The sequence below is a fragment of the Lutibacter sp. genome (assembly GCF_033723435.1).
Lineage (GTDB): Bacteria > Bacteroidota > Bacteroidia > Flavobacteriales > Flavobacteriaceae > Lutibacter.
Map to the genome: position 1 here is coordinate 254,931 of NZ_JAWVXC010000002.1, position 21,805 is coordinate 276,735.

The following is a 21,805-nucleotide window of genomic DNA, read 5'->3' on the forward strand; positions in this document are numbered from 1 at the left end:
GGAAAAGATTATCTGCTAATAATATTCAACTTTTTAAAAATCATTAATTTTTCACGTGTTTAAAAAGAAGCCAAGTGTTAGGATCTAATACAATATTTTTTACTTCTTTACTTGCATTTAAAACAAAAGGAGTGACTTTATCAGTTATTTGCAAAGTTTTAATTTCTGAACTTCCATCTTTATAAATTAAAGCAACATCTAATGGAAATTGAAATGGAGTTTGTTGTGTTTGCGTAACCATAAGTCTAACTTTATTTTTAAAATAAATCCATTCGGTTTTAATTTCTGGCTGTCCGGGTTTTTCTAACCATTGATTAAAAAACGAAGTTAAATTTTTGCCAGATAATGCTTCCATTACATTTTTAAAATCTGTTGTAGATGCATTTTTATTTTTAAAAGAATCATAATAAGTGCGTATTCCTTTCCAAAAAGTTTCATCTCCAATTTTATGACGTAGCATATGTAAAAACCAAGCTCCTTTTTCATAGGAATTAGCATTTAATAAACTCATTAAATTTTTAGGATGTCTATCAATTAAAGGAGTTTGTTGTTTTTTATAGAAATTTAAAATTTTAGTTCGCTGTGTTTTTAATCGATTTTTAAAAATGGAATCATTTTTGGTTTTTTCTATATATAAATCGGTGAAATAAGTAGCAAAACCTTCGCTTAACCATAAGTGTGGCCAATCTATTTCTGAAACGGAATTACCAAACCATTGATGAGCAATTTCGTGTGCAATTAAGGCCTCGTTATCTTGTTTCCCAGTAACTGATTTTTCAAAATAAAAAATATTTCCTGCATTTTCCATGCCTCCATATCTTGTTTTAGACTGCACATTTGCTAATTTTTGATAAGGATAAGGACCTATATTATCTATATAAAACCTAAGGACTTTTTTTGCAATACTATAATCGTAAAAGCCTTCTTTTTTGTTTTGAGGATATACCCAACTTGAAACAGGAATTGTTTTTACAGTTCCTATGTTTTCAACAGCAAATTTGGCAACGCCAATAACCATTACTTTAGGTGGAATTGGTGCTATAGTTTGGTAATGGTATAATTTAGTAGAATTGGATGTATTTGTTTCTTCTGTTAATAATCCATTTGCAATAACTTGGTATTTATTTGGAGCAGTTACATAATATTCAACAGTGGCTTTATCCGAAGAATGATCTACACAAGGAAACCAGTTATGCGCTCTGTTTGGCCAATTATCTCCAAAAAAGGTACGATCACCAAACATGTTTTTACTAATAATTAAACCGTCTTTTGGAACACCTTTATAATCAATAGAAAAAGTATATACACTATCCGTTTTTATATTTATTGGAGTTATTGTTAAAAGGCTATTTTTATGGATATAATTTATGGTGTCTTTACCTTCTAAAACGTAATTTACTCGCATTCCTTTTCCAGTACTATCTTGTTTGGTGAAATCTAGTTGAAAATCTTTCAAAAGTTTTTTGAATTTTATGGAGATTCTCATGTTTCCATAAATAACATTTGAAGTATCGTTTACAGAAATAGTTAAATTGTAATGTAAAACGTCCAATTGATTTAATCGTTCTTTATAACTTTGAGCATTAATTTGAGTAGATATTAAACTAAAAATCAAACAAATTTTAAAGAGAATTTTCATTGTGAAATAGGATTATAGAAGTCCAAATATACTTAAATTGATAAAATAAAAAGTATAATACTAACTCTAATTGAGTATCTAACAAATACTTCTTATCTTTACAAACTAAAATTATAAAACCCTGTAAAATGGATTACGGAAAAGAATTCAAAAAATTTGCAACTAAAGACCAAGGCATTAGTAGCATGCACTATGACAAAATTATAAGTAGTGTTACACCTTATATTATTGAAGAACGCCAGTTAAACGTAGCACAAATGGATGTGTTTTCACGTTTAATGATGGACAGAATTATTTTTTTAGGAACAGCTATTGATGATTATGTTGCTAATATTATACAAGCACAGTTGTTGTTTTTAGAAAGTGTAGATAGTTCTAAAGATATTTCCATTTATATTAACTCTCCAGGTGGAGGTGTTTATGCTGGTTTAGGAATATATGATACTATGCAATTTATTAAACCTGATGTTGCTACTATTTGTACAGGTATGGCAGCTTCAATGGGTGCAGTTTTAATGTGTGCAGGTACCAAAGGGAAACGTTCAGCTTTGCCTCATTCAAGAGTTATGATTCATCAACCATTAGGAGGTGCACAAGGTCAGGCAAGTGATATTGAAATAACTGCACGCGAAATTTTAAAATTAAAAGATGAATTGTACCAAATAATTTCAAAACATTCAGGGCAAACTATGGAAAAAGTACATGCAGATTCTGATAGAGATTATTGGATGAAAGCTGATGAAGCAAAAGCTTATGGTATGATTGATGAAATTTTAATAAGAAAATAATAAATAGCATATATTTTCGCTATTAATTAAATAAAAACGATTAGTATGGCAAAAGATGAAGTATTAGAATGCTCGTTTTGTGGTAGAAAAAAATCAGAAACTGATTTATTGATTGCAGGTTTAGATGCACACATTTGTGATAAATGTATTGAACAAGCACATGGTATTGTAATGGAAGAATTAGCTGAAAAAAATTCTTCAACTTTAAGCACAGAATTAATATTAAAAAAACCTAAGGAAATTAAAGCGTTTTTAGATCAATATATGATAGGGCAATCACAAGCCAAAAAAACGTTGTCTGTTGCAGTTTACAATCATTACAAACGATTATTACAACCTGCTTCTTCCAAAGAAGAAGAGATTGAAATAGAAAAAAGTAATATAATTTTAGTAGGAGAAACAGGAACGGGTAAAACATTAATCGCAAGGTCTATTGCTAAAATGTTAAATGTACCATTTAGTATTGTTGATGCTACAGTTTTAACAGAAGCAGGGTATGTGGGTGAAGATGTTGAAACTATTTTAACACGATTATTACAAGCTGCGGATTATGATGTTGCAAAAGCAGAAAGAGGAATTGTTTTTATTGATGAAATAGATAAAATAGCACGTAAAGGAGATAATCCATCTATTACTCGTGATGTTTCAGGAGAAGGCGTGCAACAAGCTTTATTAAAACTTTTGGAAGGTTCTAAAGTAAATGTGCCGCCAAAAGGAGGAAGAAAACATCCTGATCAAAAATTTATTGAAGTAGACACTAAAAATATTTTATTTATTGCCGGAGGTGCTTTTTCAGGAATTGATAAAATAATAGGAAAACGATTAAATAGACAAGCAGTTGGTTATGGAGCTTCTATTAAAGAAGATAAAGTTGACCAAGAAAATATGTTGCAATATATTATTCCAAGTGATTTAAAATCTTTTGGGTTAATACCAGAAATAATTGGTCGTTTACCAGTGCTAACGTATATGCATACTTTAGATGAAAAAACTTTACGATCTATTTTAACGGAACCTAAAAATTCAATTATTAAACAATATAAAAAATTGTTTAAAATGGACGGAATTGATTTTTCTATTGATGAAAAAGCCTTACAGTTTATAGTTGAAAAAGCGGTAGATTACAAATTAGGAGCTAGAGGATTACGTTCTTTATGTGAAGCAATTTTAACAGATGCTATGTTTGAAATGCCTGGATCTGAAGAAAAAACTTTACGTATTACTAAAAAATACGCAGAAAATAAAATAGAAAAATCTACATTAAAAAGATTAAAAGCAGTTTAGTAAAATTGCATTTTATATAAAATTTAAAATCACTCTTTGAAATTTTCTAGAGTGATTTTTTTTAGTTAATTTTTGTACTTTAGACACAATTTAAAAACTTTTAAATAGCAACTATTGATTTCTAGAAACACCATAGATAAGGTTTTTGAAACTGCTCGGGTTGAGGAGGTTATTGGCGAATTTGTTAATTTAAAAAAATCGGGAAGTAATTTTAAAGGATTAAGTCCTTTTTCCGAAGAACGAACACCTTCGTTTATGGTTTCTCCAGTAAAGCAAATCTGGAAAGATTTCAGTTCAGGAAAAGGAGGAAATGTTATTACTTTTTTAATGGAGCAAGAACATTATTCCTATCCAGAAGCCATTCGGTATTTGGCAAGAAAATACAATATTGAAATTGAAGAAACCGAACAAACCGATGAGCAAAAACTGCAAGCTGATGAGCGTGAAAGTATGTTTTTGGTGTCAGAATATGCTCGAAATTATTTTCAAAAAACGTTACTTGAAAACGAGCAAGGAAAAGCCATTGGCTTAACATATTTTAAAGAACGCGGTTTTACCGAAGAAACTATCCAAAAATTTGAACTAGGTTACGCCTTAGATGAATGGGAAGCTTTTACTAAAGAAGCTTTAGATAAAGGATATGATCTTAATTTTTTAGAAGCTACAGGACTTACCATTGTTAAACAAACCGAAGAATTATCTAAAACTAAAAAGTTTGATAGATTTAAAGGAAGAGTAATGTTTCCTATTCATAGTATGAGCGGAAGAGTACTTGGCTTTGGAGGTAGAATTTTAACAAAAGATAAAAATGCGGCTAAATATTTAAATTCTCCTGAAAGCGAAATTTATCATAAAAGTAATATCTTATATGGTATTTATTTCGCAAAACAGAGTATTGCAAAACAAGATAATTGTTATTTAGTTGAAGGTTATACGGATGTAATTTCCTTTCATCAATCTGGAATTGAAAATGTAGTATCTTCTTCAGGAACAGCTTTAACTAAAGAACAAATTAGATTAATTCATAGACTTACAAACAACGTAACCATGTTGTTTGATGGAGATGCAGCAGGTATTAGGGCTTCCATTCGAGGGATTGATTTATTGCTGGAACAAGGTTTAAATGTAAAAGTAGTTTTGTTTCCTGAAGGCGAAGATCCTGATAGTTTTTCAAAAAAAGTAACTCCAGAAGAACTTAAAGTATATATTGAAAACGAAGCGCATGACTTCATTAATTTTAAGGTTACTTTGTTAATGAAAGATGCTGAGAATGATCCAGTTAAAAAAGCGGGATTAATTCGAGATATTGTTATTAGTATCTCAAAAATCCCTGATAGAATTCAGCGGGAAGTATATATTAAAGAATGTTCCAAAATTTTGGATATTTCAGAAACAGTACTTTTTAGTGAATTGGCGCAAATTGTAAAAAAAGAACAACGCGAGGCATCTAAAACTCCTGTGTATAATAAACCTTTAGCACCGGTTTTACAAAAAACTCCAGAGTTTAAAGAGATTGATGAGTTACATAAATGCGAACGTGAAATTATTAAAATTTTACTGCTATATGGTAATAAAGATATTGAATTTGAAGGTTATGTACCAGGAGAGGAAGTGGATGATAATGAAGTGAAACCCTTAAAAAAATACCATTTTGAAAATGTAGTTTCCAAAGAAATATATTTGAATTTACAAGAAGATGAAATTGAATTTACAGATGAACTATTTCAACAAATTTATTATGAAATGATTCATCAATTAAATCAAGAAGAAACCATTTCAGTAGATACTTTTGTGAATAATGAAGATATAAGAATAGCTAATTTGGTAACCAATATTTTAATGGACGATGAAAAATATGCTTTAAGTGATTGGAATAGAAAAAAAGTTTATCCGCCAAGCAAAGAGGATAATTTATCAAAAATGGTTTTAGATGCAATTTATAATCTTAGGCGTGTGCTTATTGAGAAAAAAATAAAATCCTTAATTTCTGAAATGGAACAAGAAGATATAAATAATCCAATTTTAGATACTGTTGTAAATTATACTAATCTAAAGCAAAAACTATTTGAGCGTTTAAATAGAGTTATTTAATCGTCTTTCCAACGATTAGTAATAGGCATTCTTCTTCCTTGACCAAAAGCTCTTGATGTAATTCGTAATCCTAAAGCAGCTTGTTGGCGTTTGTATTCATTTCTATCCACTAAATTTATTATTCTAGTAACAATTGCATCGTCAAAACCTAATCTAATTATGGCTTCTTTTCCTAAATCATCTTCAACATAAGCTTTTAAAATTGGGTCTAAAATATCGTATTCTGGTAATGAATCTGAATCTTTTTGATCTTCCCTTAATTCAGCAGATGGCGGTTTAGTTATAGTAGAAACAGGAATAACTTCTTTGCCTTTAACTTCATTTATATATCTAGATAATTCATAAACTTTAGTTTTTAAAACGTCTGAAATTACCGCTAATCCGCCAGCCATATCTCCATATAAAGTTGAATATCCAACAGAACTTTCAGATTTGTTACCTGTGGTAAGTACTAAATAGCCAAATTTATTTGAAAGTGCCATTAAAATATTACCTCTAATTCTAGCTTGAATATTTTCTTCGGCGACATTGAATTTAGTGTTTGCAAATTGAGTTTTTAAAGTTTTTAGATAGCTATTGTAAATATCTTTAATAGGAACTACATCACAAGGAATTTCTAAATTTTCTGCTAAATCTAAAGAATCGGATATGCTTCCTTTAGAGGAAAACTTACTTGGCATACTAACACCTCTAACGTTGTCTTTTCCTAAAGCATCTACAGCAATAGCAGCTGTTAAAGCAGAATCAATACCACCACTTAATCCAATTACCGTATTTTTAAATCCATTTTTTCTAAAATAATCTTTAACACCTAAAACCAATGCGTTATAAATGGATTTGTTTTCGTTCTCAATAAACGCTATTTCATTTTTAGATTCAATATTACTAACATAGCTTAATTCTTCTACAAAGGATTTACTTTGCTGCACTAATTTTCCTTTACAGTTAATAACATAACTTCTACCATCAAAAATTAGGTCGTCTTGTCCGCCAATTAAATTACAATAAACAATTGGGATGTTATTTTCTTTGGCTTGTTTAGCAACCACATTTAACCTGATTTTTTCTTTTCCTGCATGAAATGGAGATGCTGAAATATTAATGATCAATTCAGCTCCTTTCTTTTTTAAATCGTAAGCAGGACCATTATCTATCCAAATATCTTCACAAATAGTTAATCCTAATTTAACGCCTTTAAAATTTACTAATGAAGTGGTAGAACCAGCAGTAAAATATCTTTTTTCATCAAAAACATCGTAATTTGGTAAATGAATTTTATGATATATTTCTACTATTTTTTTATTTTTAATAAATGCAGCAGCATTGTATAAATTGCCGTTTTTTTCATCAACAAAACCAACAACAATGGCAATATTTTCTGTAAAATCAACTAGTTGGTTAAGTACTTCAATATTTTTTTTTACAAAACTTTTTTTAATAAGTAAGTCTCTTGGAGGATAACCCGTTAACGTTAATTCTGGGAAAACTACTAAATCGGCATTTTCATTTTTAGCTTTGGTTATATTTGAAATAATTTTTTCAAAATTTCCAGTAATATTTCCTACCGTTGTATTAATCTGCGCAATTGCTATTTTCATTTGGGTGTTTGATCTAATTTCAAAAAAGATTAAATGCTTTTTAAACTAATTTAATACTTTTGTCGTTACTTAAATTAAGTTTGTAAAGATAGAAATTAATGAACAGATATTATATTCCCATTTTTATTTTATTAGTGTTAGCATCATGTAGCGACACATCAAAAAAGGACATTGACGTTTCTAATATTAAAACTAAAGTTGTTGTAAATAGGTTTGAACAACAATTTTACACATCTACTAAAGAAACTTTACCCAAATTGGAAAAAAAATACCCGTATTTATTTCCAGAAAAAAATGATAGTATTTGGCTTGCAAAAATTAAAAATGAGCAAGAATTATACAAAAAATCGCAAAAAGTATTTGGAGATTTTAGTAATGAAAAATCGCAAATAAATAATTTGTTTAAACACGTAAAGTATTATTATCCAAATTTTAAATCGCCAAAAATAATTACATTAATTACAAATTTAGATTATGAAAGCAAGGTGATTTATGCCGATAGTTTATTATTTATTTCATTAGATATGTATTTGGGAACAAAAGATAAAGTTTACAATGATTTTCCAGAATATTTAAAGCAAAATTATAATAAATCTCAATTAGTTGTTGATGTTGCAAAAGCTATAGCAGATAAATATTACAGACCAAAAAGAGAACGATTATTTTTAAATAATTGTATAATTCAAGGGAAAAAGAAATATATGTTAGATGAATTTTTACCAATGGTTTCTGATGAGAGAAAAATGGGTTACACTAAAGATCAGTTGGATTGGGCTAAAGCAAATGAATTGCCTATTTGGACTTATTTTATGGAAAAAGATTTGCTGTTTAGTAGTAATTCATCTTTATATAAAAGATTTATTGCCGACGCACCTTTTTCGAAATTTTATTTGAATATAGATAATGAATCGCCTGGGAGAATTGGAAGTTGGATTGGCTGGCAAATTGTACGTTCATATATGAAAAATAATAATGTAACTTTGCAGCAGCTTTTACAAACTAAAGCGGAAGAAATATTTAAAAAATCTAAATATAAACCACATAAAAATGGCAATTAATCATACCTCTAAAATAGAATTTAACGTTGGATTAGACGAAAATAAAATTCCTGAAAAAATCAGCTGGACTGCAAAAGATAATAATATAAAAGATCAGGAAGCTAAAGCAATGTTAATTTCGGTTTGGGATCCGAATGCAAAAGATACTTTACGATTAGATTTATGGACTAAAGATATGCCGTTAGATGAAATGAAATATTTTTTCCATCAAACCTTACTTTCTATGTCAAACTCTTTTGAAAGAGCAACTAACGATGAAAGGATGAGTGCTACAATGCGTGATTTTTGCGATTATTTTGCAGAAAAGTTAGAACTTAAAAAATAAATTAATCAGCGTTTTTTATTAGCTCAATAATGTTTGTGTAATCGTCTGGATGGTTAACAAAATCTAATTCAGAAACGTCTATTATTAACGTTTTTAAATTTTCTTCTGTTTTAATAAAAGTAGCATAACCACTATGAATGTTGTCTAAATATTCTGGCGCAATATTTTGTTCGTATTCTCTTCCTCGTTTTTTAATATTTTCTAATAGGCGAGGTGTTTTTTGATATAAATAAATGTATAAATCAGGCTTAGAAATTTCTTTGTACATAATGTCAAACATTTTTCTGTATAAAAAATATTCATCATTTTGTAAGGTAACCTGTGCAAAAATCAAGGATTTAAAAATATAATAATCTGAAACTATAAAGTTTTTAAATAAATCAAATTGGGCTAAATCATCAGAAAGTTGTTGATACCTATCGGCTAAAAAACTCATCTCTAAAGGAAAAGCATAGCGTTCTTTATCTTCGTAAAACTTTGGTAAAAACGGATTATCTGCAAAACGTTCTAATACTGTTTTTGCGTTAAAATCTTCCGCTATCATTTTAGTAAGCGAAGTTTTTCCAGCGCCAATATTTCCTTCTATGGCAATGTAATTGTACTTTTCAGATAAACAAATTGGACGGTTTAGTTTGAAATCGGTTTTTGTAATTTTACTAGTATCTGTACAATTATTAAGTAAAATCTGTATTCTTCTTTTTTCTATTGGATGTAATAAATTTGGTGCAATTTCAGCTAAAGGAGCAAGTACAAATTTTCGCTGAAGCATTTCTTTATGTGGCACTATTAAATCTGGCGAAAAAATAATTTCATTATCAAAAAGTAAAACATCAATATCTATTTTGCGAGCTTCATAATCTTCTTTTGTTTTTTCTTTTCGACCAATAATTTTTTCTATAATTTGCGTGGTGTGTAATAAATCTTCAGGATTTAGTTTGGTAGAAACCTGTAAGCATATATTATAAAAATCATCACTTTCAAACCCCCAAGATTCCGTTTTATAAACGGTTGATATTTTGGATATTGCACCTATTTTTTGACTTATAAAATCTACTGCTTTTTGTAGGTTTTCAAGCTTGTTTTCTAGGTTGCTACCTATAGATAAATATGTGCTTCTAAGTAAATGCATAAAGTATATACAAAGAAAAGAAAAGTATTATATAAAAACATATCTTTGTTATTCAACTTATAAACATTTAGCACCTTTTTTTGCTAATAAAAATATTTTTAAACGATGAAATTTTTAAGAAATTTATTTGCTTCAATTTTTGGAACTTTAATAGGTATTGGTCTATTACTTTTACTAATAGTTTTAATCGCATCTTTAGTTAGCGACACAAAAGAAGTAGAGGTGAAAAATAATTCGGTTTTAACTTTAAATTTAAAATCTGTAGTTAAAGATTATGCGCCAAAAAATAGTAATTTTTTAGATGAAGTATTTAATATTAATGAGCGAAAAATTGGTTTAAATCAGATTTTAAATGCTATTGAAAACGCTAGTTACGATGATAATATTAAAGGAATTTCTATTTCAACATTAGGTATTAGTGCTGGTGTTGCTCAAATGCAAGCAATTAGAAATAAACTTTTAGAATTTAAACAATCTGGTAAATTTATTTATGCCTACTCAGATATATACGATCAAAAATCATATTATTTAAGTTCAGTTGCAGATTCCGTTTTTGTAAATCCACGAGGCTTTGTTGATTTTAAAGGATTGGCTACAGAAATTTTGTATTATAAAGATTTTGAAAATAAGTTTGGAGTTAAATATGAAGTAATTAGGCATGGAAAATATAAAAGTGCTGTAGAACCATATCTAACAAATAAAATGAGTGATAATAATAAAGAACAAATCACCTCATTTTTAAAATCTATTTGGAACGAACTTACTTTAGATATATCCAAAAGCAGAAATATTAGCATCCAAAAATTAAATAATATCGCTGATAATTTATTAGGAAGGAACGCTAATTCAGCAAAAGATAATATGCTGGTTGATGGAATTATTTATGCCGATGAATATAAAGATAAATTAAAAAATGCAGTAGAAACACCTTTAAAAGAAACTTTAAACAGTGTTTCATTACCAAATTATATTACAACAGGAAAAGGTAGAATTAGGTCATCAGCTTCGGATAAGATAGCTGTAATTTATGCGCAGGGTGAAATTATTTATGGAAAAGGAGATGAAGATAATATTGGACAAGATTTAATTATTAATGCATTACGAAAAGCTAGAGAATCAGCTAACACTAAAGCAATTGTTTTACGTGTAAATTCTCCTGGAGGAAGTGCATTAACTTCCGAATTAATTTGGCGAGAAATTGAACTAACCAAAAAACAAATTCCTGTAGTAGTTTCTATGGGTAATGTTGCAGCCTCTGGCGGATATTATATTTCGTGTAATGCCAATAAAATTATTGCAGAACCAACAACTATAACAGGTTCAATTGGGGTTTTTGGCATGATACCAAATGTTAGTGATTTAGCAAATAAATTAGGTATAAATGCCGAACAAGTTAAAACTAATAAAAATCCTAGTTATAGTGTTTTTGAGCCAATTTCTGATGAATTTAAAAAAGTAACAAAAGAAGGTATTGAAGCGGTTTATACTACTTTTTTAGATAGAGTTGCTAAAGGTAGAAATTTAAGCGTTGAAACTGTGGATAGTATTGCTCAGGGTAGAGTTTGGACAGGTGCTCAGGCAATTAAAAATGGATTGGTTGATGAGTTGGGTAATTTACATGCAGCAGTTGTTGAAGCGGCAAGTTTAGCAGGAATAACCGATTACGGAATTCGTAATTATCCAAGTTATCATATGAATTTAGAAGATAAATTTAGCAAGTTGCCTTTTATAAAATCTAAAGAAAAAATATTAATAGAAGAATTTGGGCAAGAAAATTATAGAATTTATAAAAGCTTAAGAAATATGACAAATGCAAAAGGAATTCAAGCAAGATTACCTTTTACATTAACCATTAATTAATCTTTTCTGGTATAAGTTACAAAACTATAATCGTATTTGTTTTTTTCGTCGGCTTTTAAATCTTGTCGGGCACTTTCTTTCCAAATAGATTTATCTATTTTTGGAAAAAAAGCATCTGCTTCAAATGTATGATGTACTAAGGTTATGTCTAACACATCGGCAAATTTTATGGCTTGCTCGTATATTTTTGCTCCTCCTAAAATAAATACATTTTCTTCATTTTTAGAAACAGCTATAGCTTCTTCTAGCGAGTGAACTACAATACAACCATCGGCTTTGTATTTTTTATTTCTAGTAACAATAACTGTGGTTCTATTTGGTAAAGGTTTTTTGAGAGATTCAAAAGTTTTTCTTCCCATAATTACATAATGATGTAATGTGGTTTTTTTAAATCGGGTTAAATCGGCAGGTAAATACCAAATTAACTGATTGTTTTTACCAAGAGCATTATTGTTTGCAATTGCAGCAATTATTGTAATCATGTAGTAGGGAATAAATTATAATACTATTTCATCATCCTTAGTAGAAGATGATTTTTTTTCTATTGTTTTTTGAAGTTGAGTAATCTTTTTTTCTTGTTTTTCAACTAATTTTTCTATTTGTTTTCGTTGCCATTCTTTTCCTAAAAATCTATTTACAAAAAATACATTTACAAAATGTAAGCATAGTAAAATAAACCAAAAAGAAATTACCCAAACAAACCAGTTTTCAATATAATTTTCTCCGAATTTAAAAATTTTATTTAAAATAATTAGAAATACCGAGCCTATTAAAAAAAGTACAAAGTGATAGTATAATCGCTTTTTTTGTTGCACTCTGTTTCGTGCATTCTCATACAATTCGTGTTGCTCAAGGTTGCTACTCATAAATTTAATTACATGCTTTTAACCCATTCTTTAATATATCCTGAAAAATCTTCTTTATCGTTAAAGTTTTCGCTATGTAGTTTTTCATTTGCAAATTTTAAAAAATTAGCCAAGTTTGTGTCTGACATGCTTAGTAAACTTTTTAATGAAAGCAATACTTCGCTGTCGTCTAATTGGTTAATTTTTTCAATGATTTCATCTCTTAATTCCTGTGTGTTCATAATGTATATTTTTAATTTTTTTAATCAAGTTTGGTAGTTATATTGAAACAGCTCCTTTAATATGAGGATGCGGATTATAATTTACTAAGTTAAAGTCTTCAAATTTAAAATCAAAGATATTTTTAACATTTGAATTAATTTCCATTTGAGGTAACTGTTTTGGTGTTCTTGATAATTGAAGGTTAATTTGCTCTAAATGATTGTTGTAGATATGAGCATCTCCAAAAGTATGCACAAAATCTCCTGGCTTTAAATCACAAACTTGTGCAATCATTAACGTTAGTAAAGCGTAGGATGCAATGTTAAAAGGAACACCTAAAAAAGCATCGGCGCTGCGTTGGTATAATTGACAAGAAAGTTTTCCATCGGCTACATAAAATTGAAAAAAAGCATGGCAAGGAGGTAAGGCAGCTTTTCCATTAGCTACATTTTCAGCAAAAGAAACAGATGTGTCAGGCAGTACACTTGGATTCCAAGCGGAGATTAACATTCTTCTACTATCAGGATTGGTTTTAATAGTTTCTATTACTTGTTTTATTTGATCAATTCCTTCGCTATTCCAATTACGCCATTGATGACCATAAACAGGACCTAAATCTCCGTTCTCATCTGCCCAAGCATTCCATATTTTTACATTATTTTCTTGTAAATATTTTATATTGGTATCTCCTTTTAAAAACCACAATAGTTCATAAATGATAGATTTTAAATGCAGCTTTTTTGTAGTGAGCATCGGAAAACCATCTTCTAAATTAAAACGCATTTGATATCCAAAAACACTTTTAGTTCCGGTACCAGTTCTATCTTCTTTTTGAGTACCGTGGTCACGTATATGTTTTATTAAATCTAAATATTGCTTCATATAGTTGTTTTATTAGTAGTAAACTTAAATACTTTTTAATGATGAACGTTTTTTATAGCATTTGGATTGTGTTTATACTTAAATATTAATCCAAAAACTATAGCTAAAACTAATGCATAGGCTGCAAAAATCATCCATATTGAAAACCAATCTCTACCTGTTTCAGTTGTAAATAGTTGCACAATATAACCGCTTCCTAACCCGCCAATTATAGCTCCAACACCGTTAGTTAGTAAAACAAATAATCCTTGTGCGCTACCTCTATATTTAGTGTCTGTTTCAGTTTCTATAAATAACGAACCAGATATGTTGAAAAAATCAAAAGCAGCTCCGTACACAACCATGGAAAGGATTAAATATCCAAGCCCAATTCCTTCTGGGCTACCTATTCCGAATAAGGCAAATCTAAAAAACCAAGCCATCATACTCATAATCATTACTGTTTTAATTCCGAATCGTTTTAAAAAGAATGGAATTGTTAAAATGAATAGAGTTTCGGATACTTGGGATAGTGCAATTAAAGTATTTGAATTAGTTACAGCAAAAGAATCTGGATAGGTTTCTTTGAAACTTCTTAAAAATTCGGAAGCCCAAGCATTTGTTATTTGAAGAACAATTCCTAGTAAGGTTGAAAAAATAAAGAAAACGGCTATTTTATATTCTTTAAATAAAACAAACGCATCTAAACCTAATCGTTCTAATAATGATTTATTGGATGCAGTGGATAAAGGAACGTTTGGTAATGTAAAAGAGTAAACACCCATTATTAGTGAAATAATCATAGCAAAATAAAATTGCATATTGCTTTGCGCCCACCCAAATGTTCCAACCGAAACTTCAGCAACAATAAATCCTATGGTTCCCCAAACTCTTATTTTTGGAAAGACTTTTATTACGTCAAATTTATTGCTTGTTAAAATACTGTACGAAACGGTATTTGCTAAACCTAATGTTGGCATATACACGGTTAAGTATCCTAATATTAGCCAAAAAAACAAGTCAAAATCTTTGGTTTGTGCTAAAAAGAACATAAAAATTGCTCCAATAATGTGTAATAAACCTAAAAGTTTTTGTGCATTTATATATTTATCGGCAATAATTCCTATTATGCCAGGCATTACAACAGATGCAATACCTAAAGTTGTAAAAATTTTACCTATTTGAATGCCTTCAAAATTTAATTGTCCTCCTAAATAACCGCCTAATGAAATAAGCCAAGCTCCAAATACAAAAAGTTCTAAGAAATTTAATACGGTTAAACGAAATTTAATGTTCATGTTTATTATGCTCTTTTATTGATTTCATCACGAATTTTAGCTGCTAATTCATAATTTTCATTTTGAATAGCCTCATTTAGTTTATCGTGTAATTGTTTAAGTGTGTCTTTTGAAAAGGAAGACTCTTTGCTTATAGTAGATTGTTGTTCTTCATCAATCAAATTTTCAATACTTAGTTTATCCTTTTCAACGTTTAATTCATCTTTAAATTTCAGATAAATACCTGCTTTGTCTAAAATGTTTTCATAGGTAAAAATTGGAGCATTAAACCGTGTAGCTAAGGCAATAGCGTCGGAAGTTCTAGTATCTATAATTTCTTCAATATTATCTTGTTCGCAAATTAAACTTGAATAAAAAACACCATCAACTAATTTATGTATAATAACTTTTTTGATAGTAATATGAAACCTGTCTGCAAAACTTTTAAATAAATCGTGTGTAAGTGGTCTTGGAGGTTTTATTGCTTTCTCCAAAGCAATAGCTATAGATTGTGCTTCAAAAGCACCAATAACAATAGGTAAAGTTCTTGTGCCTTTTACTTCACTTAATACTAGTGCATAAGCACCACTTTGGGTTTGACTATAGGAAATACCTTTAATATTTAAACGGACTAAGCTCATAATTTAAAATGTAAAAAACGGTCTAATCAAAGGACATCGTCATCCAATAATTAGACCGCCTTTTAGAGGCACAATTTAATAAAATTATGCGTTATTTGCTTTAAATTCTTTTAACTTTTCAATTAATTTAGGAACTACTTCAAAAGCATCACCAACAATTCCATAATCTGCAGCTTTAAAGAATGGAGCTTCAGGGTCGTTATTAATAACTACTTTTACTTTAGAAGAATTAACTCCAGCTAAGTGTTGGATAGCTCCTGAAATACCAACTGCTAAATATAAATTAGAAGCAACAGGCTTACCTGTTTGCCCAACATGTTCACTGTGAGGTCTCCATCCCAAATCAGAAACTGGTTTAGAACACGCAGTTGCAGCTCCTAAAACTTCTGCTAACTCTTCAATCATTCCCCAGTTTTCAGGTCCTTTTAATCCTCTACCACCAGAAACAACTATATCCGCATCGGCAATTGTAATTTTACCTGAAGTTTTTTCAATAGATTCTGATTTTAAATTACATGCTACCAATTCAGGAGAAAACTCTTCTGTGCTTCCTGTAACTGGAATTTCGTGTACTCCTACAGAATTTTTTGCTAAAGTTAATACTTTAGTATCTGTTGAAATTTGGGTATTATTAAATGCTTTATTTGAAAATGTTTTTCTTTTAACGGTAAATGGATTAGTAGAACTAGGTAATGCAACAACATTACTAGCATAACCAGCGTTTAATTGTACAGCTACCATTGGTGCAGCATATAATCCGTTTGTGTTTGCTTCAATTACAATAACAGCAGCATTTTCTTTTTCTGCAACTTGTTTTATAACGTTAGCAAATATTTTTGCATTGAAATTTTTTAAAGCATCATTAGACACTGAAATTACTTTTTCTGCTCCGTATGTATATAATTCTGTAGTATCATTTGCGTTTATTGCTAATACTACCAAATTAGTTTGCATTTGCTCAGCAACTTTTTTCCCGTAAGCAGTTGCTTCAAAAGCTGGTTTTTTAAATTTTCCTTCCGATGTTTCGGCATAAACTAAAACTGACATATATTTTTTTAATATTAAGTATTAGACAATTATTAAATTACTTTAGCTTCATTATGTAATAAATCTACTAACTCTCCTACATTATCTGCATCTACTAATTTACAAGCTCCTTTTGCTGCAGGTTTTTCAAAAGAGATGATAGAAGTTTTTGCTTCGCTATTTATTGGTTCTACAACAGTTAGAGGTTTTTTTCTAGCCATCATAATTCCTCTCATATTTGGAATTCGTAAATCTTTTTCTTCTACAATTCCTTTTTGACCTGCAATTACAATTGGTAAATTAGAAGTAAGTACTTCTCTTCCACCATCAATTTCTCTTGAAATAGTAGCTTTTTCACCATCAATTTCTAAACCAATACAAGCATTAACAAAATTATAGTTTAATAAAGAGGCAACCATTCCAGGAACCATTTCTCCATTGTAATCAATAGATTCTCTTCCAGCCATAATTAAATCGTAATTACCATTTTTGGCAACTTCAGCAAGTTCTTTTGCTACTGCAAATCCATCAGTTGGTTCTGCATTAACCCTTATGGCATCATCAGCACCAATAGCTAACGCTTTACGTAAAGTTGGTTCACTGGTTGTGTTTCCAACATTGGCAACCGTAACTGTAGCTCCTTGTTTTTCTTTAAACCACATTGCTCTGGTAAGTACAAACTCATCAAATGGGTTTATTACATATTGCACTCCAGCACTGTCAAATTTCGAATTATCATCCGTAAAATTTATTTTTGAAGTAGTATCTGGAACGTGACTAATACAAACTAATATCTTCATTTTATTATTATTTAAATAGTTGGGTTAAAATTAATCAGGTTTTTTTGTAATTGCTACGAAGTTACTACTTTTTTTTAAAATACTATGCGTGCATAGTAAAATTTTATTATGAATATAAGTTTGATAGAAAAAATAGAAATGCGTAATTTTGCAAATTGTAAAAAAAGATAAAATGAAGACAATACAATTCAGAGAAGCTATTGCTGAAGCAATGAGTGAAGAAATGAGACGTGATGAATCCATCTTTTTAGTTGGAGAAGAAGTTGCGGAATATAATGGAGCATATAAAGCCTCAAAAGGAATGTTGGATGAGTTTGGTCCAAAACGAGTTATTGATTCTCCAATTGCTGAGTTAGGTTTTACAGGTATTTCTGTTGGGGCAGCAATGAACGGAAATAGACCAATTGTAGAATATATGACGTTTAACTTTTCATTAGTTGGAATTGATCAAATTATAAATAATGCAGCTAAAATCAGACAAATGTCTGGCGGGCAGTTAAATTGTCCTATTGTTTTTAGAGGTCCAACAGGTTCAGCAGGTCAGTTAGGAGCAACACATTCTCAAGCTTTTGAAAATTGGTATGCAAATACTCCAGGTTTAAAAGTAGTAATTCCTTCAAATCCATATGACGCTAAAGGTTTATTAAAAGCAGCTATTAGAGATGACGATCCGGTTATTTTTATGGAATCAGAACAAATGTATGGAGATAAAGGCGAAATACCAGAAGGAGAATATATTGTGCCAATTGGTGTTGCAGATATAAAAAGAGAAGGAACCGATGTTACTATAGTTTCTTTTGGGAAAATAATTAAAGAAGCTTATAAAGCTGCTGATGAATTAGAAAAAGAAGGTATTTCTGTAGAAATAATTGATTTACGTACAATTCGCCCAATGGATCATCAAGCTATTTTTAACTCCATTAAAAAAACAAATAGATTAGTAGTTTTAGAAGAATCTTGGCCTTTTGGAAGTATTGCTTCAGAAATTACGTATCAGGTTCAAGAAAATGTATTTGATTATTTAGATGCACCAATTAAACGAATTACTACTGCAGATACTCCAGCGCCATACTCTCCAGTTTTATTGGAAGAATGGTTGCCAAATTCAAATGATGTTATAAAAGCAGTAAAAGAAGTACTCTATAGAAAATAAAAGTTACTACAAATACGTTATTAAACCTTTTAAGTAACACTTGAAAGGTTTTTTATTTGGAATGAAAAAAATGAAAACAAAAATATTTTTACTCTTTTTATTAAGCGTAACCGCTACTTTTTCACAAGTAAAAATAAAAGGAGTTGTAGTTGATGAACACAATGAAAGTATTCCTTTCGCAAATATTGTTTTTGTTGGATCAACTACAGGAACTGTATCGGATGAGAATGGGAAATTCTATTTAGAATCCGATAAAAACTACACAAAAATTGCAGTTTCATTTTTGGGTTACAAAACAAAAACAGTTCCTATAAAGAGTAGAGATTTAAACTTAACTATTCAGCTTAAAGAAGAAGCAGATCAACTTAAAGAAGTGGTTATTTATAGTGGAAAAGTTAAGAAAAAAGGAAATCCTGCTATTGCTATTTTAAAGAAAATTTGGGCAAAAAAAAGACAAAATGGAGTGTATTTATTTGATCAATTTCAATATGATAAATATGAAAAATTAGAGTTCGATATGAATAATATTGATAGCTCTATGATGAAAAGTAAACTTTTTAAAGGTCTTGAATTTGTTTTTAAAAGTATTGATACATCCAATATTACAGGAAAAGCTTTTTTACCAATTTTTATTAATGAATCGGTTTATAAAGCTTACGGAAAAAATAAAGGAGGCTTAAAAGAACGTGAAGATTTAGTTGCAAATAAAAACTCAGGGTTTGAATCCAATCAAAATGTAATAGCATTTATAAAAGATTTATATGTAGAGTACAATATTTACAGTAACTATATTAAAATTTTCGACAAAAGTTTTGTTAGTCCAATTTCAAAATTATCAGGAATTTCTACCTATAATTATGTATTGTCTGATAGCGCTTATATAGATAATAAATGGTGTTATAATATTGTTTATTATCCACGAAGAAAAAACGAACTTACGTTTAAAGGTGATTTTTGGGTAAACGATACCACTTTTGCAGTTAAAGAAATTAATATGCAAGCCACACGATCGGCTAATATAAACTGGGTAAAAGATATTTATATTGAGCAAGAATTTAACGTGCTAAATGATTCTGTGTTTTTATTGAAAAAAGATTATATGATGTCTGATTTCAGTTTAAATAAAAAGGACAAATCAAAAGGAGTATACGGTAGAAGAACTACCATGTATAAAAATTACGATTTTAATAAAGTTAAAGAAAACAGTTTTTATACAAAAAAGGCAGATATTTCAGATCAAAACATATATCATAAAAACGAAGATTATTGGACGGCTAACCGACAGGAAAAACTAAACAAAACCGAACTAGGTATTTATAAAATGCTAGATACTTTAATTACGGTTCCAAAATTCAAACGAATTTATAATTTAGTTTCCATTTTAGGATCGGGCTATATTGGTTTTAAAAACTTTGATTACGGTCCAATTTATTCCACCTTTGGTAAAAATGATGTAGAAGGATTACGTATTAGAACTGGAATACGAACCTATTTTGGGGAAAATGATCCTTGGCGTTTACAAGCATATACTGCTTATGGATTTAAAGATAATCAGTTTAAATATGGTATTTCGGGTAAATGGATGCTTAATCATAAAAAAAGATTTATTATAGGGCTTGGAAACCGAAGAGATATTGAACAAATTGGAGTAAGTTTAACTACAACCAATGATGTTTTAGGACGTAGTTTTGCCTCCTCTTCCTTTTTTGCAAGTGGGGATAATAGTAAATTAACCTCTATAAATTTAACTAGTGCTTTTGCATCGATAGAACCGAAACATAATTTAAAATTTCAAATAGGTGCATCATATAGAACCTTAAAATCAGCATCGCCACAAACCTTTAACTTAGATTATTGGATTGATGAAGCTAACAATATAAAAGGATCCAATATTGCTCAAACTGAAGCAGATTTCTCCATAAAATATACTCCAGATAGAAAAACTATTGGTTTTGGAGTGGAGAGAAAGGAAGTAACAGATACTTATGCAACGTTCTTTTTAAATTATGAACATGGTTTTAAAGGTATTTTAAATAATGACTTTAATTATGATAAAGTACAATTGTATTATCGTCAACCAATTTTAATTGGAGGCTTTGGTCGTATGTTTACCACTTTTGAAGTTGGTAAAACTTTTGGAGCAGTTCCGCTTGGATTGCTAAATGTGGTTCCAGGAAACCAATCGTATTTTACCATAGAAAATACGTATGCACTGTTAGATTATTATGAGTTTGTAACCGATTCGTACGCTTCTGTACATATTGATCATAACTTTAATGGTCGTATATTTTCAAGAATTCCACTATTAAGAAAGTTAAACTTAAGAGAATTAGTAGGTGTAAAAGCAGTAATTGGTTCTATTTCTGACAAAAATAGGGCATTAAATGCTTCTAATATTAACTATGTAGCTCCAACCAAAGCATATTATGAATATAGTTTTGGTATTGGCAATATATTTAAAGTGTTTAGAATAGATTTTAGTTGGAGAGGAAATTACAAAAATGTTCCGGGAGCTAATAAATTTGCTATAAAAGGAGCATTTGGATTTTATTTTTAAAAATAACCATATTAAAATAGGTTTACTATTTCAATTTTATAATTTTGTAAAAAAAAATAATAATGAGTTCAGAAGAAAAAAAATCGTTTGATGTATTAATTGAAATACCAAAAGGAAGTAGGAATAAATATGAATATGATTTTGTATTAAAAAAAATTAGATTTGATAGAACGTTGTTTTCATCTATGATGTATCCAGGAGATTATGGTTTTGTGCCAGAAACAATTGCTTTAGATAAAGACCCATTGGATGTATTAATTTTAGGAACAGAACCTACTTTTCCTATGTGTGTGATGGAGGTAAAGGCAATTGGTGTTTTCCATATGACTGATGAAAAAGGTCCCGATGAAAAGATTATTTGTGTTCCTGTTTCAGATCCTATTTGGAATAAATTAAATGATATTTCCGATATGAATCCTCATCAAGTAAAAGAAATTGAACACTTTTTTCAAGTATATAAAGATTTAGAAAAAAAGAAAGTTGATGTAGGAGGTTGGGGTAATGCAATTGAGGCATATGAAATAGTTGAAAAATGTACTGAACGTTATAATGAAAGTGAACATAAAAAGAATAGAACTTTTACAATTTAATTAAAAATAATTATAAAAAATTAAAGCCACCTTCAATTTAAAAAGGTGGCTTTTTTTATCA

Annotated in this window: 20 protein-coding genes; 9 read left to right on the forward strand and 11 right to left on the reverse strand. The window is 29.4% G+C overall.

Annotation, left to right across the window (positions count from 1 at the left end):
• Window positions 1–43: 43 nt before the first annotated feature.
• Complete coding sequence (locus R3342_RS04090; RefSeq protein WP_318938403.1) at window positions 44–1,615, reverse strand: M1 family aminopeptidase; 1,572 nt, start codon at window positions 1,613–1,615, stop codon at window positions 44–46.
• Between the two features lie 152 nt (window positions 1,616–1,767).
• Here R3342_RS04090 and clpP point away from each other — a divergent pair, with 152 nt between their 5' ends.
• From clpP to dnaG, 3 genes are all read left to right on the forward strand, one after another.
• On the forward strand, window positions 1,768–2,427 hold the full coding sequence (gene clpP, locus R3342_RS04095; protein ID WP_318938404.1) for an ATP-dependent Clp endopeptidase proteolytic subunit ClpP: 660 nt from the start codon (window positions 1,768–1,770) through the stop codon (window positions 2,425–2,427).
• 45 nt (window positions 2,428–2,472) lie between these two features.
• A complete protein-coding gene (gene clpX / locus R3342_RS04100) occupies window positions 2,473–3,711 on the forward strand; it encodes an ATP-dependent Clp protease ATP-binding subunit ClpX (RefSeq protein WP_318938405.1) in 1,239 nt (412 codons plus the stop codon).
• A 114-nt stretch (window positions 3,712–3,825) separates the two neighbouring features.
• Window positions 3,826–5,802, forward strand: coding sequence for a DNA primase (dnaG, locus tag R3342_RS04105; RefSeq protein WP_318938406.1), 1,977 nt, complete (start codon window positions 3,826–3,828; stop codon window positions 5,800–5,802).
• On the opposite strand, the gene R3342_RS04110 is transcribed toward dnaG, so the two are convergent.
• Window positions 5,799–7,400: an NAD+ synthase gene (locus R3342_RS04110; protein ID WP_318938407.1), complete on the reverse strand. Its 1,602-nt coding sequence runs from the start codon at window positions 7,398–7,400 to the stop codon at window positions 5,799–5,801. The two genes, dnaG and R3342_RS04110, sit on opposite strands and share 4 nt — an antisense overlap.
• A 98-nt stretch (window positions 7,401–7,498) precedes the next feature.
• On the opposite strand from R3342_RS04110, the gene gldB reads away from it, so the two are divergent.
• Both gldB and gldC read left to right on the forward strand, forming a co-directional pair.
• Window positions 7,499–8,458, forward strand: coding sequence for a gliding motility lipoprotein GldB (gene gldB / locus R3342_RS04115; protein WP_318938408.1), 960 nt, complete (start codon window positions 7,499–7,501; stop codon window positions 8,456–8,458).
• On the forward strand, window positions 8,448–8,783 hold the full coding sequence (gene gldC, locus R3342_RS04120) for a gliding motility protein GldC (protein ID WP_318938409.1): 336 nt from the start codon (window positions 8,448–8,450) through the stop codon (window positions 8,781–8,783). The genes gldB and gldC overlap by 11 nt, the downstream gene beginning before the upstream one ends.
• Window position 8,784: 1 nt before the next feature.
• On the opposite strand, the gene folK is transcribed toward gldC, so the two are convergent.
• The gene (gene folK / locus R3342_RS04125) at window positions 8,785–9,912 is read right to left on the reverse strand and encodes a 2-amino-4-hydroxy-6-hydroxymethyldihydropteridine diphosphokinase (RefSeq protein WP_318938410.1); all 1,128 of its coding nucleotides are present in this window, start codon (window positions 9,910–9,912) and stop codon (window positions 8,785–8,787) included.
• 105 nt (window positions 9,913–10,017) lie between these two features.
• Between folK and sppA the strand changes: the two genes are divergently transcribed.
• The gene (gene sppA, locus R3342_RS04130) at window positions 10,018–11,772 is read left to right on the forward strand and encodes a signal peptide peptidase SppA (protein ID WP_318938411.1); all 1,755 of its coding nucleotides are present in this window, start codon (window positions 10,018–10,020) and stop codon (window positions 11,770–11,772) included.
• Here the strand turns inward: sppA and R3342_RS04135 are convergent.
• From R3342_RS04135 to R3342_RS04170, 8 genes are all read right to left on the reverse strand, one after another.
• Window positions 11,769–12,254: a dihydrofolate reductase gene (locus R3342_RS04135; RefSeq protein WP_318938412.1), complete on the reverse strand. Its 486-nt coding sequence runs from the start codon at window positions 12,252–12,254 to the stop codon at window positions 11,769–11,771. The genes sppA and R3342_RS04135 overlap by 4 nt on opposite strands.
• A gap of 15 nt (window positions 12,255–12,269) precedes the next feature.
• The gene (locus tag R3342_RS04140) at window positions 12,270–12,638 is read right to left on the reverse strand and encodes a 2TM domain-containing protein (protein WP_318938413.1); all 369 of its coding nucleotides are present in this window, start codon (window positions 12,636–12,638) and stop codon (window positions 12,270–12,272) included.
• 8 nt (window positions 12,639–12,646) lie between these two features.
• The gene (locus tag R3342_RS04145; protein WP_318938414.1) at window positions 12,647–12,859 is read right to left on the reverse strand and encodes a hypothetical protein; all 213 of its coding nucleotides are present in this window, start codon (window positions 12,857–12,859) and stop codon (window positions 12,647–12,649) included.
• Between the two features lie 37 nt (window positions 12,860–12,896).
• The gene (locus tag R3342_RS04150) at window positions 12,897–13,721 is read right to left on the reverse strand and encodes a thymidylate synthase (RefSeq protein ID WP_318938415.1); all 825 of its coding nucleotides are present in this window, start codon (window positions 13,719–13,721) and stop codon (window positions 12,897–12,899) included.
• Between the two features lie 35 nt (window positions 13,722–13,756).
• Window positions 13,757–14,998, reverse strand: a complete 1,242-nt coding sequence (locus R3342_RS04155) for a nucleoside permease (RefSeq protein ID WP_318938416.1) — start codon at window positions 14,996–14,998, stop codon at window positions 13,757–13,759.
• Window positions 14,999–15,003: 5 nt separating this feature from the next.
• Window positions 15,004–15,618 carry a bifunctional nuclease family protein gene (locus R3342_RS04160; RefSeq protein ID WP_318938417.1) on the reverse strand — a complete coding sequence of 205 codons (615 nt, stop codon included), beginning with the start codon at window positions 15,616–15,618 and terminating at the stop codon, window positions 15,004–15,006.
• Between the two features lie 84 nt (window positions 15,619–15,702).
• Window positions 15,703–16,665 (reverse strand): electron transfer flavoprotein subunit alpha/FixB family protein, encoded by a 963-nt coding sequence (locus tag R3342_RS04165; RefSeq protein WP_318938418.1) that lies wholly within the window; start codon window positions 16,663–16,665, stop codon window positions 15,703–15,705.
• A gap of 32 nt (window positions 16,666–16,697) precedes the next feature.
• On the reverse strand, window positions 16,698–17,444 hold the full coding sequence (locus R3342_RS04170) for an electron transfer flavoprotein subunit beta/FixA family protein (RefSeq protein ID WP_318938419.1): 747 nt from the start codon (window positions 17,442–17,444) through the stop codon (window positions 16,698–16,700).
• A 154-nt stretch (window positions 17,445–17,598) separates the two neighbouring features.
• Between R3342_RS04170 and R3342_RS04175 the strand changes: the two genes are divergently transcribed.
• The 3 genes from R3342_RS04175 to R3342_RS04185 all read left to right on the forward strand — a co-directional run bounded on the left by R3342_RS04175 (window position 17,599) and on the right by R3342_RS04185 (window position 21,744).
• Entirely contained in the window at window positions 17,599–18,597 is a 999-nt protein-coding gene (locus R3342_RS04175; RefSeq protein ID WP_318938868.1) for a pyruvate dehydrogenase complex E1 component subunit beta, read from the forward strand.
• A gap of 70 nt (window positions 18,598–18,667) precedes the next feature.
• On the forward strand, window positions 18,668–21,154 hold the full coding sequence (locus R3342_RS04180; RefSeq protein ID WP_318938420.1) for a DUF5686 family protein: 2,487 nt from the start codon (window positions 18,668–18,670) through the stop codon (window positions 21,152–21,154).
• A 62-nt stretch (window positions 21,155–21,216) separates the two neighbouring features.
• The gene (locus tag R3342_RS04185; RefSeq protein ID WP_318938421.1) at window positions 21,217–21,744 is read left to right on the forward strand and encodes an inorganic diphosphatase; all 528 of its coding nucleotides are present in this window, start codon (window positions 21,217–21,219) and stop codon (window positions 21,742–21,744) included.
• The last annotated feature ends 61 nt before the right edge of the window (window positions 21,745–21,805 follow it).